This is a genomic window from Flavobacterium rakeshii (assembly GCF_009741375.1).
Classification (GTDB): Bacteria; Bacteroidota; Bacteroidia; order Flavobacteriales; family Flavobacteriaceae; genus Flavobacterium; species Flavobacterium rakeshii.
On sequence record NZ_WOWP01000013.1, the window covers coordinates 64847 to 78465 of the forward strand.

Annotated in this window: 13 protein-coding genes and 1 pseudogene; 7 read left to right on the forward strand and 7 right to left on the reverse strand. The window is 37.2% G+C overall.

Annotation, left to right across the window (positions count from 1 at the left end):
- Positions 1-25 precede the first annotated feature (25 nt).
- Positions 26-517 carry a hypothetical protein gene (locus tag GN157_RS04080; protein ID WP_157481841.1) on the reverse strand — a complete coding sequence of 164 codons (492 nt, stop codon included), beginning with the start codon at positions 515-517 and terminating at the stop codon, positions 26-28.
- Between the two features lie 7 nt (positions 518-524).
- The gene (locus GN157_RS04085) at positions 525-1289 is read right to left on the reverse strand and encodes an MBL fold metallo-hydrolase (protein WP_317163506.1); all 765 of its coding nucleotides are present in this window, start codon (positions 1287-1289) and stop codon (positions 525-527) included.
- A gap of 85 nt (positions 1290-1374) precedes the next feature.
- Here GN157_RS04085 and GN157_RS04090 point away from each other — a divergent pair, with 85 nt between their 5' ends.
- The 3 genes from GN157_RS04090 (at position 1375) to GN157_RS04100 (ending at position 5434) form a co-directional block, all read left to right on the forward strand.
- Entirely contained in the window at positions 1375-2844 is a 1470-nt protein-coding gene (locus GN157_RS04090; protein WP_157481842.1) for a TonB-dependent receptor, read from the forward strand.
- A gap of 84 nt (positions 2845-2928) precedes the next feature.
- A complete protein-coding gene (locus tag GN157_RS04095; protein ID WP_157481843.1) occupies positions 2929-3951 on the forward strand; it encodes a transglutaminase domain-containing protein in 1023 nt (340 codons plus the stop codon).
- Between the two features lie 91 nt (positions 3952-4042).
- On the forward strand, positions 4043-5434 hold the full coding sequence (locus GN157_RS04100; RefSeq protein ID WP_157481844.1) for a serine hydrolase domain-containing protein: 1392 nt from the start codon (positions 4043-4045) through the stop codon (positions 5432-5434).
- Positions 5435-5462: 28 nt separating this feature from the next.
- On the opposite strand, the gene bcp is transcribed toward GN157_RS04100, so the two are convergent.
- Positions 5463-5915 carry a thioredoxin-dependent thiol peroxidase gene (gene bcp, locus GN157_RS04105; protein WP_157481845.1) on the reverse strand — a complete coding sequence of 151 codons (453 nt, stop codon included), beginning with the start codon at positions 5913-5915 and terminating at the stop codon, positions 5463-5465.
- A gap of 35 nt (positions 5916-5950) precedes the next feature.
- On the opposite strand from bcp, the gene GN157_RS04110 reads away from it, so the two are divergent.
- Positions 5951-6610 (forward strand): endonuclease III domain-containing protein, encoded by a 660-nt coding sequence (locus tag GN157_RS04110; RefSeq protein WP_157481846.1) that lies wholly within the window; start codon positions 5951-5953, stop codon positions 6608-6610.
- Between the two features lie 19 nt (positions 6611-6629).
- Here GN157_RS04110 and GN157_RS17810 read toward each other — a convergent pair whose 3' ends face one another.
- From GN157_RS17810 to GN157_RS04120, 3 genes are all read right to left on the reverse strand, one after another.
- The gene (locus GN157_RS17810; protein ID WP_197429388.1) at positions 6630-6776 is read right to left on the reverse strand and encodes a hypothetical protein; all 147 of its coding nucleotides are present in this window, start codon (positions 6774-6776) and stop codon (positions 6630-6632) included.
- A 51-nt stretch (positions 6777-6827) separates the two neighbouring features.
- The gene (locus tag GN157_RS04115; RefSeq protein WP_035132081.1) at positions 6828-7412 is read right to left on the reverse strand and encodes an RNA polymerase sigma factor; all 585 of its coding nucleotides are present in this window, start codon (positions 7410-7412) and stop codon (positions 6828-6830) included.
- 245 nt (positions 7413-7657) lie between these two features.
- On the reverse strand, positions 7658-8122 hold the full coding sequence (locus GN157_RS04120; protein ID WP_157481847.1) for a YdeI/OmpD-associated family protein: 465 nt from the start codon (positions 8120-8122) through the stop codon (positions 7658-7660).
- Between the two features lie 135 nt (positions 8123-8257).
- On the opposite strand from GN157_RS04120, the gene GN157_RS04125 reads away from it, so the two are divergent.
- Positions 8258-9199 carry a DUF2167 domain-containing protein gene (locus GN157_RS04125; RefSeq protein ID WP_231749046.1) on the forward strand — a complete coding sequence of 314 codons (942 nt, stop codon included), beginning with the start codon at positions 8258-8260 and terminating at the stop codon, positions 9197-9199.
- Positions 9200-9273: 74 nt separating this feature from the next.
- Here the strand turns inward: GN157_RS04125 and GN157_RS04130 are convergent, their stop codons facing one another.
- Complete coding sequence (locus tag GN157_RS04130) at positions 9274-9840, reverse strand: hypothetical protein (protein ID WP_157481848.1); 567 nt, start codon at positions 9838-9840, stop codon at positions 9274-9276.
- A 111-nt stretch (positions 9841-9951) separates the two neighbouring features.
- On the opposite strand from GN157_RS04130, the gene uvrA reads away from it, so the two are divergent.
- Entirely contained in the window at positions 9952-12741 is a 2790-nt protein-coding gene (gene uvrA, locus GN157_RS04135) for an excinuclease ABC subunit UvrA (protein WP_157481849.1), read from the forward strand.
- A gap of 293 nt (positions 12742-13034) precedes the next feature.
- Positions 13035-13235: pseudogene (locus GN157_RS17905) on the forward strand (DnaJ domain-containing protein); the annotation flags it as partial.
- Between the last annotated feature and the right edge of the window lie 384 nt (positions 13236-13619).

The following is a 13619-nucleotide window of genomic DNA, read 5'->3' on the forward strand; positions in this document are numbered from 1 at the left end:
TTGATAACCCTAAAATACGAAAAAATTAATTATTCGCATGTAAAAGTGTTTCGGCAGGCTCAAATGTTATACTACCATCTTCCTCTACAAAATATTTAACTATAGATTCACCGTGTAGAGTTCCGTTACTAAAATCAATTATTACCCAACGGTTGTTAAGTACCCTGTAATTATTAACTAAAAAAGGACTCCCTATTTGCGGGTAGTTAACCAAAGGGTTACCTCCTGCCTTTGCATTACCTGCATAAATAGCATCTCTTATTGCAATTTGGATTTTCTGTAAATCCTTATCTCCAAAATATAATTGCGCAGCTTCATTTTGATCAAGTGTAAAATAGTTGGCCTTATAGAGATTATCCTCATTTGCCATTACAGAATCTTTTAAAGCCTGTACCCTACCTTCCAGAGTTTCAATATTTGTAGTTTGAAACTTATCTTTATTGGTAAAATACATGTAAGTAAAAACATTAACAAGTAAAGAGAAAATAAACAGGTATAAAAAAAGGTTCTTTTTCATAATATAGTTAAATGGTTATCTGTAAGTTATCATAAGCTAAGAAAACATTGTCAGGTAATTTTGCCTGTATCTCCTCATGCAAGCCCATAAGGTGGCTTATATGAGTTAAGTAAGCTTTTTCGGGCTTAATCTCATCAATAAACTGTAAAGCCTCTTCAAGATTAAAATGAGTAGGATGTTGGGTTTCCCTTAGTGCATTTACCACCAGTACTTTTAAACCTTTAAGCTTTTCCTTCTCTTCAGACTCTACGGTTTTCACATCTGTCAGGTAAGCAAAATCATCAATGCGGTAACCAAAAACCTGCAAACTGCCATGCATAATATTTATTGGGGTAACCGTTTTATTCCCCACAACAAAAGGGTGGTTATTAATTACAATATGCTCTTTAACAGATGGTGCTCCCGGATATTTGTTTTCCTTTTCAAAAATATAATCAAAACGTTTTTCCAGTTCGCTTAGTACACGGCTATGGGCATATATGGCTATATCCCCCTGCCTAAAGAAAAACGGTCGTATATCATCAAGTCCGGCAGTATGATCGGCATGTTCATGTGTAAACAGTATACAGTCCAGTTTATTACAGCCACAGGTAAGCATTTGCTGCCTGAAATCAGGGCCACAATCAATCACAAAAGAGAAATCGTCCCACTGTATCCAGGCAGACACACGCAGGCGCTTATCTTTAGGATCATCACTTTTGCAAACAGCATCAGTACAACCTATAACCGGTATGCCCTGCGATGTTCCTGTCCCTAAAAACCATACTTTAATCACACATTAAATTTTTACAAAAATAGGATTTATCTTTTATTAAAAGTCCTGTTTTTCCTAACTTTGCAAATATCATTGCACTTCCATGAAATTAAAAGATTCTGATATCACTCTGAAAGGAGACAAAATTATAGAGCATGTACCTTCCATAAAGGACAAGGCTCTAAGGATTAACCTAAACGAGAACATATACGGTACTTTTGCCGAAATTGGTGCCGGTCAGGAAACTGTCCGCCATTTTTTCAGGGCAGGTGGTTCATCAGGAACTATCGCAAAGGCCATGTCTGCTTACGATAAAGACTTTAGTGACGCTATTTATGGCGCTGAAGACGACGGTAGGTATGTAACCGAAAGCCGACTTAAAAAAATGCTGGCACATGAGGTAAGACTTACTGAAAACCGACTTAAAAGGGACAAACACCCTAATAAAGTTTTCTTTAGTTATGCCAATACCGTAGCTACCATTGATTTTGCAAAGCAGTTTAAGGGACACGGCTGGGTAGGTATTAAATACCAGGTTGAACCCGACGAAGATTATAACGAAATTACACTACACATCCGTTTTAAGGAAACCGATGCCCGCCTGCAACAGGAAACTCTGGGTATACTGGGGGTCAACCTTATTTATGGAGCTTATTATAAATACAACGATCCTAAAAAGCTATTACGCTACCTTTATGATCACCTTGATAAAGATCAGTTAGAGATTGATACCATCAACTTCTCAGGTCCGCGATTTGCCACTGTAGACAACCGATTAATGAGCTTACAGCTTGTTAAGAACGGTATGACCGATGCGGTAATGTTTGGCCCTGACGGTCACAACATACTTCCGGCAGCTATATTATACAAGAAAAATATTCTTGCACTAAGAGGTAGTTTCCGCCCGGTAACTAAGGTAAACATGGATATGTATGAGCAATCATACAAAATGTTCCTTGAAGAAAACAAAGTAGAGAAAGATAAAGCCCTTGTGGTTTTTGAAATTACACTTTCAAACCTTAGATCTGAGGGAGAAATTGACGAGCGTGACTTTATGGACAGGGCCGAACTGCTTTGTTCATTAGGGCAAACCGTAATGATATCTAACTTCCAGGAATACTACAAAGTGGTTGAATACTTCTCAAGCTATACTAAAGCCCGTATGGGTCTTGCCATGGGAGTTAACAACCTTGTAGATATATTTGACGAAAAATACTATCGTCACCTAAGTGGTGGTATACTGGAGGCCTTCGGTAAACTGTTTTACCGTGACCTTAAGGTATTCCTATACCCTATGAAAGATGAAGAAGGCGAAATAATCACTTCAGAAAACCTAATGGTTCACCCTCGTATGAAAGAGCTGTACAAGTTCTTTAAATTTAACGGTAAGGTGATTGACATTGCTGATATTGATGCCAGTTATCTTGATATTTTCTCAAGAGAGGTACTTAAAATGATTAGCAAAGGGCAGTCTGGATGGGAAGATATGCTTCCTCCGGGGGTTGCCGAAATTATAAAGAAAAACCAACTGTTTGGTTACGACCCTAAAAAACTGGTAGCAGAACAGAACTAAATAAAATGCTACAATAAATAAAAAAGCAGCTATTATAATAGCTGCTTTTTTATTTATATTTACGCTTCAGCACCTTAAATCATAATGAAAAAATTACTGTTTAGTATCCTAATACTACTTTGCCACCTAAATGGCTATTGCCAACAAAAAAATGGCGATACTTACTACAAGATTGACAGCATAGCTATTGACACCAAATACAAAAACGACATCCCCTTATTAGTTAGTGATTTAACCAAACACTGTACTACAGACCTCGAAAAAGTACGAGCCATATTTATGTGGATAACCGAAAATATTGAATACGACTACAAAGCCTTTAATAAAGGCGATACTAAGGTCGAATATCCTAAACATAAACAAGGAAAAGACTATGGTAAAGCATATGCTAAATGGGAAGACAGGTTTCTAAAAAACATAATAAACAAAAGGAAAGCAGTTTGTTTTGGCTATTCCTTTTTATTTAAAAAAATGTGTTCGTTAGCAGGCATACAAAGTTCAATAGTAAACGGATACACAAAACAATCTCAAAGAGAGATAGGAATACTGGGAAAAATAGACCACGCATGGAATGTTGTTATAATAGATAACCAATACTATTATTTTGATGTAACCTGGGGAGCAGGTCACTGTCCAAGAGATAAAAACATGAAACCTACCGGATTTATAAAAGAGCGCAATTACTCTTATTGGTGTACACCTTATGAAAGGATGCTGTTAAACCATTTCCCTTCAGATCCCGAATGGATAAGGCATACAACATACATTAATGCTAAAGAGGAATATAAAAACCTGCCTCTATATGCATCTCCGGCAATACCATACTTTACAGTTATAAGCCCTGAATCAGGAATAATTAATGCAAAAGTAGGCGATACAATTCACTTCAAAATACAAGTGAGTGATGACTACCCCCTACAGAACCAAATAATTATAGATACAAATTTTAAACCCGAAGATAATCGTATCAAATACAGTAGCGATCAGGTAAAATATTCTGATTCCATTTTAAATTTCGACTATATTATTAAAGACAAAAGAATAAGAGAATTAACAATATACTCAGGCATATATGGAATGCTTGGCTTTAAAGTAAAAGTTCAGTAAAAAAGCAGCCTATAGGCTGCTTTTTTTATTAAGTTGTATTTATAATTATAACCCAACCTTTCCGTTTATGTATTAAATCAATCCAACTAGTATGAAAAAAAATATAATGCTTCTTTTGCTTTTCACATGCTCCTTTAAAGTTTTGGCTCAAAAGGCAGAATTAATAGACAATTACATTAATGAACTCTACCAAAAAAATGCTTTTAACGGAAATATACTGGTAGCAGAAAAGGGACAGGTAGTTTTTGAAAAAAGTTATGGCCTGGCTAACGAAAAAACACAACAAAAACTAAATACACAAACCTGTTTTGAGCTTGCCTCTGTTTCAAAACAATTTACTGCCATGGGAATTGTGCAGTTACAAAAAAAAGGTAAACTATCCTATGACGACAAAATAAGCAAATACATCCCTGAGCTTTCGTTTTACGGCGATGTAACAATAAAAAATCTTTTAACCCATACAGGAGGAATACCCGACTATATGGATTTACTGGCAAAAGAATGGGACAAAAGTAAAATAGCAACCAATGATGATGTTATAAAAGCATTTGAAAAACAGAAGCCTGCACCACTCTTCTCTCCTAACGAAAAATGGGAATACAGCAATACAGGATACTTACTGTTAGCCACCATAATTGAAAGGGTAAGCAAACAAACCTATGGAGAGTACCTTAATAAAACCATATTTAAGCCTTTAAAAATGAATAATACTTTTGTTTACAGAAGATGGTTTAAGCCGGAAACTAAAAATAACTATGCATTGGGTTATCTTTTCTCGCGTGAATTAAACAAAAAGGTAACTCCTGATGAGTTTGGTTCTGATTTTTATGTGGTTTATTTAGACGGAATAGTGGGTGACGGAATGGTAAACTCCAACCTTGAAGATTTACTAAAATGGGACAGGGCATTATATGGTAATGAAATTATTAATGACAATGACAGGAAAATGATATTTTCCGCTTATGAAATGTCAGGACAAAGAAGCACTGATTATGGATTTGGGTGGATGCTTACCAATTCTCCTGATTATGGGAAAATAGCCTTACACAGCGGTAGCTGGGGAGGTTATATAACCTATATTGAAAGACATTTAGATAATGACAAAACCATAATAGTACTTCAAAACAATGCCTTATTCACAACAGAAATACCAGTAAAAAACATTAGGCGTATACTTTACAATCAGCCACCTGAAAAACAGATTAAAATAGATAATAATATACTACAGCAATGTGAAGGAAAATATATAACCGAAAGCGGTAAAACAAAGGAGATTATTTATGAGGACGGTAAAATTTATGTTCCCGTAGGTCAGGAAGAAAAGCTTGAACTCATACCGGTATCCCAAACAAAATTCATTGTTGACGGTTTCAGCCCTGAGGTAAGTTTTGAGTTTACTTTTAACAGCGAAGGAAAAGTTACAAAATACAGGGCACAACAACCCGAACAAGGCATAGATTATGAAGCAAAGAAAGTAGAATAATAAAAAAAGCAGCCTATAGGCTGCTTTTTTATTTTAATATCTGTTCGGCATGAGCCTTAGTTTTTACTTTTTCGATAACCTCATCAATAATACCGTTTTCATCTATTACAAATGTAGTACGGTGTATACCGTCGTACTCACGACCCATAAACTTTTTAGGCCCCCATACCCCAAAGGCATTAATTACTGCTTTATCTTCATCGGCAATTAGCGGGAAAGGAAACTCATACTTATCCTTAAACTTACCCTGAGCCTTTTGTGAATCGGCACTCACCCCTAAAAGTTCGTAGTTATTAGTTTTAAAACGTTCAAAATTATCCCTTAAATCACAAGCTTCGGCAGTACATCCCGGCGTATTGGCCTTAGGGTAAAAGAAAACAACCAGCTTTTTGCCCTTATAATCGGCTAGTGAATGTTTGTTTCCGTCCTGGTCAACTCCCGAGAAGTCAGGTGCCTTATCTCCTTTTTTTAATGTAATCATAAGTGTATATTTGTTTTTCATAAAAATACATAAAAATGACCAAAGCAGAAAAGGTTCAGTTCACTATAGATACCCTTAAGGAAATATACCCAACCATACCTATCCCGCTAGACCATAAAGACCCTTACACCCTGCTTATTGCCGTATTGATGTCGGCACAAAGTACCGATGTGAGAGTAAACCAAATCACTCCTCTGCTTTTTGAACGTGCCGATAACCCTTATGACATGGTTAAACTCACCGTTGAGGAAATAAGGGAAATAATTAAACCGGTAGGACTTTCGCCAATGAAGGCAAAAGGTATACACGGACTATCGGAAATACTGATAGCTAAACATAACGGAGAAGTTCCGGCAAATTTCCCGGATCTTGAAGAACTGCCTGCCGTAGGTCATAAAACAGCCAGTGTGGTAATGTCTCAGGCATTTGGTATACCTGCATTTCCTGTAGACACCCATATACACAGATTAATGTACCGATGGGGATTTAGTAACGGAAAAAGCGTAGAGCAAACAGAAAAAGATGCAAAAAGACTGTTCCCAGAAGAATTATGGAACGACCTGCACCTACAAATAATATGGTACGGAAGAGAATACTCTCCTGCACGCGGATGGAATTTAGAAAAAGATATTATTACCCGCACCATTGGGCGGAAAACAGTAATAGATGAGTATAATAAAAAGAAGTCCCGTTAAAAAACGGGACTTCTTTTTATTAATTAGCGATGCTCTCAAAAGTAAGATTACCTGAGGTCTTAACTATTTTTAATGCTTTTGAATAGTTAAGTAAAAACGCTATTGTTTCTTTTTTTGGTAACATTTCCGGAGCTTCTTGTTTCTTTTTAGAGTAAAGTTTTGCCATGTATTTTGTACTTAATTTTCTATACAACGCAAAACGAAGCCACGATATTGTTTAATTTGTCAAAATTATTTTATTTTTTTCAATCAGTTTTCTCAAATTCATAAGTGCATACCTCATTCTACCTAACGCAGTATTAATGCTTACGTCAGTCAAATCAGCTATTTCCTTAAAGCTAAGATCCTGGTATATCCTCATTTGAAGTACCTCTTTCTGATCGTCAGGAAGCTCTTCAATCATTTTTTTCAAATCACTTTCAACCTGATTAGTGATTAGCATACTTTCAATATTAGGACTATCATCTGTCATAATAGAGAAAATAGAGAACTCTTCGGTTTCACGGTGCATAGGCATCTTTTTGTTTCTCCTGAAGTGGTCCACAATAAGATTGTGCGAAATACGCATTACCCACGGAAGAAACTTACCCTCTTCGTTATAAGCGTTAGACTTAAGGGTTTTGATTACCTTGATAAAAGTATCCTGAAAGATATCGTCTGCAATATCCCTGTCGGTTACTTTAGAGTAGATAAAACCGTAAATTTTTGATTGGTGTCTGTTAATTAAACAGGCAAGAGCATTTTCGTCGCCGCACATATAGTTCTTAACCAATACGGCATCTGGGATTACAACATTAGCCATAGCAATACTTTTTAGTTTTTTGAATTTGGGTTCTCGATAAATAATCAGAAACTGGGTTTCTTTTCTAAAAAGTAATTTTTTCTATAGGCAATGTTAATTTTGAATTAATTATATCCCAAATATAAAGGAATTTAAGTTTAACATGCAAAAAAAAACTTAAATTTTAACATTTGGAACGCAATAATACGGGCAATATTCTTGAAAAAAGTCACAATGATAAAGGAAATTTCAAACTTTTATGAAATTTATAACATTTCGCCTTTATCCAGCATTTGCAGCATTTTCGCGATACGGTTGGCTTTTGTTTCTTCCTTTTTGGCAGCATAAATCCAGTCAATAAATTTTTTTTGCTCCCCTTTTTTGTAATTCATGAATTTTTCCTCTGCTTCGGGCTCAAGTTTAAGGCATTGTAAAATTTCTTCGGGAATTTCAAACTCACTTTCATCCCTGTATAATGTAATATGTACATAATCACCTGCCTGCTTTTTTATTTTTTTACGTATTTCGGCCTTAACAGGCAAAAACAAATTACCGTTCCCCATAGGCATGAGGTGATAGCTATTTATTTCATAACCATCAATACTCCCCCTTACCTTAACCAGGCCAAAAGGCATATCGCCGTTAGGTTTTATTTCCGGTAACGCAACATAGGTCCACCCTCCTTTTCCGGGAAACTTTTCAAGCAGGTATTCTTTATCGGTTAAAAGCATAATTATTAATAAATCCTCATAAAAAAGATTAGATGATTCAAAACTAATTAAAAAGAAAACCCCAAGGCATATTAATATTTGTTAAAAAAAACTTAATAGGTATATTAACCGTTCAAACAAACCAATTACAAAAAAATGATTAAAAAATTAATGAGTGCCTTTATGGTCACTATGTTATCTGCTGCTGTTTATGCGCAGGAAACAGAACCAACCGAAGCAGAAATACAGGCTGTTTACGACTCTATTGAAAACTCATACACCTATGAGTATGGAAAAATTGAGCTTAAAAACGGGGTTGGCGCAATTAATGTACCGCAAGGCTTTAAGTACCTGGATGCAGAACAATCCAAACGTGTACTGGTAGACTTATGGGGAAATCCTGATGAAGAAGACATGACCATGGGACTTATTATGCCCGAAAAATATGGCGTATTAAGCGATCACGGATATGTTTTTAATATTATGTATGATGAAATTGGATATGTAAAAGATGACGATGCCGATGATATTGATTATAGCGACCTGCTAAAGGACATGAAAGAAGAAACCAGTGAAGCCAGTAAAACCAGAGTAACAATGGGTTACGATCCTATTGATTTAATAGGATGGGCTACCCCTCCTTACTATGACAAAGACAGAAAAATATTGCATTGGGCAAAGGAAATACAATTTGGAACCGATTCAATACATACCTTAAACTACAATGTAAGGGTACTGGGTAGAAAAGGTGTACTGGTATTAAACGCTATCGGTTCAATGGAAGATTTGGGTATTGTACAACAGGATATTCCCCAAGTTTTAAATATCGTTGAGTTTAACGACGGATATAAGTACAAGGACTTCGATCCTTCTGTAGACGAAGTGGCTGCATGGACTATTGGCGGACTTGTAGCCGGTAAGGTGCTGGCAAAAGTAGGTTTCTTTGCAGTAATTGCTAAGTTTGGTAAGTTTATCGTTATAGGCCTTATGGCATTCTTTGGAGCAATATACAGACGTATTACAGGCAAGAAGAAAAAAGAAGACGAAGATACCGACAGTGAGAACCAAACTCCGGAACAACTTACTCCCGAAGCATAACACAGTAACCAACACTAATACAAAAACGCCTTAAAGCATGCTTTAAGGCGTTTTTGTATTAGTGTAATTACATTTTACTTTGAAATATAACCAATCAGAAATATAAGAATGATTACTATAATACAAAATGTAAAAATCTTATTTCCCACTTCATCATCTCTAATTATTTCATCATTATTAATAGTGTTATTTTTAAAACTTTGTTCATTTGAGTTAATAAAAGTACTTTTCTTGTAAGTATGGTTTATTAAATATTTTTTTTCCAAATAAGAACTTACAGCCTCAACAGTATTTAAATCATAATTACTTTTTTCTTCATTAATCAATACTATATAATTATCATTGTTATCATATTTTAAAGCCAATATATTTTCATCAAAAAAACTTAGTTTTAATAAACTACTTTCTTTTTCTCTATCAATAAGCAAAGATTGATTACCTAAAAATTCCCATTTTGCTTTTTCAACTTTTCCATTAGCAGATAACAATAATTCATTGTTTTTCCTAAATATATAAACAATTCTTTTTTCATCAACTGTATTAATCAATACCCAATGCTGATTAGTCAACAAAGCAAGATTATTAAGTTTTTGACTAAACTTCCCTAACTGGGGTAAAATATCTGCTATAAACGCTTTCATTTTTCAATCTATTATTATTTAACTATACCTCAAATATAACGCTTTATCCCTTCCCCTCTTTAACAAAAATTTCGGTGTAAAATAGTATCTTTGCACATTACCATTTCTGCTATGATAAAAACCGATATATCAACACTCGAACCTAAAAAAAACATCCTTATAAAAGGGGCGCAGCTGCACAATCTTAAAAACATTGATGTAGCCATTCCGCGTAACAAGCTGGTTGTGGTAACCGGGCTTTCGGGCTCAGGTAAATCAAGCCTGGCTTTTGATACGCTTTATGCCGAAGGACAACGCCGATATGTTGAAAGCCTTTCGTCATATGCGCGTCAGTTTTTAGGTCGTCTGGACAAACCAAAAGTAGAATACATTAAGGGTATAGCCCCTGCTATTGCCATTGAGCAAAAGGTAAACACTACCAATGCCAGATCTACAGTAGGTACCAGTACCGAGATTTACGATTACCTAAAACTGCTTTTTGCCCGTGTAGGTCGCACCTACTCCCCTGTTTCAGGGCGTGAGGTTAAAAAACATACAGTAACCGATGTAGTTGAAGAGGTTAAAAAACAGGAAGACGGCAGCCGATGGTTGCTACTGGCACCTGTACACATAGAGAAAGGGCGAACTATTGAAGAAAAACTAAACGTTTTACTACAGCAGGGTTTTGCCCGTATACTGGTGGATAACGAAATGCTGCGACTGGACGAACTGGGCAATACCGACTTTGCCAATAAAGAGGTAATGCTTATTGTAGACCGTATTGTAGTGAAAGATGAAGAGGAGTTTTATAACCGACTGGCAGATGCCGTACAAACTGCTTTTTACGAAGGTAAGGGCGAAACGTATCTTCAGGATGTAAAAACCGGAAACCGACTGGCTTTTAGCAGTAATTTTGAGTTGGACGGACTTACCTTCCTGGAGCCAAACGTGCACCTTTTCAGTTTTAATAATCCCTATGGTGCGTGTCCGTCATGCGAAGGTTACGGCAGCATAGTAGGTATAGATGAGGAGCTTGTTGTTCCAAACACAGCCCTTTCGGTATTTGAAAATGCCATTTACCCGTGGCGTGGTGAGAGCATGGGCTGGTACCGTGACCAGTTGGTTAACAATAGCCACAAATTCAATTTCCCTGTACACAAACCGTACTTCCAGTTGTCTGAAAGTGATAAGGCACTTATATGGAAAGGTAACCAGTACTTTACAGGTCTGGATGACTTTTTTGCCGAACTGGAAGAGAAAAACTATAAAATACAAAACCGCGTTATGCTATCGCGTTACCGTGGTAAAACCAAGTGTCCGGCATGTAAAGGCAAACGCCTTAAACCGGAAGCCAATCACGTAAAGATTGACAACCATACCATATCAGACCTTGTGGATATGCCTATCAAAAACCTTATTGAGTTTTTTAAAGGAATCCAACTTAGTGAATACGACCAAAAGGTAGCTAAACGCCTGTTGGTAGAAATCAATAACCGCCTTAGCTTTCTGCAGGAAGTAGGGCTTGATTACCTTACACTAAACCGTAGGTCGTCTACCCTTTCGGGTGGTGAATCACAACGTATCAACCTGGCAACATCACTAGGCAGTAGCCTTGTGGGGTCTATGTACATTCTGGATGAACCAAGTATAGGGCTTCACCCTAAAGATACCGAAAGGCTTATCAAGGTACTTATCGGGCTTCGTGATTTGGGCAACACCGTTATTGTGGTAGAGCATGATGAAGACATCATGAAGGCTGCCGATATGATTATCGATATAGGCCCCGAAGCAGGTACACACGGTGGTCGTCTGGTAGCTCAGGGTACGTATAACGAGATCCTGAAATCAGAATCGCTTACCGCAAAATACCTTAACGGCGATATGGAAATCAAAGTACCTGCAAAACGCCGTAAGTTTAAAAATCATGTGGATGTTGTAGGCGCACGCGAAAACAACCTTAAAAATATAGATGTAACCTTCCCGCTAGACTGCCTAACGGTTATCACCGGAGTTTCGGGTAGTGGTAAGAGTACACTGGTAAAAAAGATATTATTCCCTGCCATACAAAAGAAACTGGAAGGCGTAGGCGAAAAAGCCGGACAGTTTACCGAACTGCAGGGCAGCTACTCACACATTAAGCATATTGAATATGTAGACCAAAACCCTATTGGGCGCAGTTCGCGTTCTAACCCGGTTACCTACATTAAGGCTTATGATGATATTAGAGACCTGTTCTCCAAGCAAAAGCTTTCCAAGCTGCGCGGTTACCAGGCAAAGCATTTCTCATTCAATGTAGATGGCGGACGCTGTGAAACCTGTAAAGGGGAAGGCGAAGTTACTATAGAGATGCAGTTCATGGCCGATGTTCACCTGGAGTGTGAAACCTGTAACGGTAAGCGCTTTAAGAAAGAGGTGCTTGAAGTAGCTTTTGAAGGCAAGAATATCGACGATATACTTACCATGACCATAGATGATGCCCTTGAGTTTTTTGATAAGCACAAGCAAACCAAAATTACCCAAAAACTACAACCGTTACAGGATGTTGGTTTAGGGTATGTACAGTTAGGGCAGTCGTCTTCTACCCTTTCGGGAGGTGAGGCACAGCGTATAAAACTGGCGTCGTTCCTGGTTAAGGGAAATACGAAAGATAAAGCCTTATTTGTGTTTGACGAACCTACCACAGGGCTTCATTTCCACGACATCCAGAAACTAATGGCATCGTTTGATGCGCTTATCGATAAAGGACATTCAATCATTGTGATTGAGCACAACCTTGACCTTATTAAGTGTGCCGACTATATTATAGACATAGGTCCTGAAGGTGGTGAGAATGGCGGACATTTAGTAGCCTTTGGTACCCCAGAGGAAATTGCTAAAAATCCTAAGTCGGTAACAGGAGAATATTTAGGAGAGAAGTTGTAGTTGGTTTCAGGTTTGAAGTTTCAGGTTACCTGTTACGTGCTGTCATTTTGAGCGCAACGAAGTGGAGTCGAAAAATCTTTAATATTCTGAGATTTCTCCACAAGGTCGAAATGGAAAACCATCGTAATATTAAAACGTATGCTGTCATTTCGAATGTAGAGTATCGGAGTGAGAAATCTCTTTAGTTAAATTTAAAAGATTGCCCAGTAGTTTCTCATCGCAATGACAGCACTTAATACAAATTTAAACTACAATCCAAAATTCCCTATTTTTACAATCGCAACGATTACTAAATGAAAAACCATTATGAAATACTGGGTGTTTCCCAAACCTGTACTCAGGCCGAGATAAAAAAGGCTTACAGGGTACTGGCGGTAAAATACCACCCCGATAAAAATAATGGTGATAAACAGAGTGAGGAAAACTTTAAGGCTATACTGGAATCCTACATCATACTAAGTGACGAGGAAACCCGCCTGGAGTACGATTACTTTAAAGGCTTTAAAAAAGGAAACAAACCGCAATATAGCGAACCGGGCAAACCCAGCCCCATAAAATACCTGGTACAGATAAAACGTATAAAAGATGCCGTACTGAGTGCCGGCGGACACGTTAATAAAAATGTACTGTACAATGCTATTGACAGACTACTGAGTGAGGAGAACATCAGTTTCCTGATACGCAAACAGGATTTAAGCATTAACCACCTGATTATAGACGAAGCTCTTACCTGCGCCATATTTATAGACGAAAGCCTTAAACATGAGTTTCATGACAGACTCCTTAAACTTGCCGATGGTAATGTAAGGATGGTTAACCGCATTAACCTACTGAATAAAATTAACGACAGCATCACAGCTGCTGATGCTCCACCTATA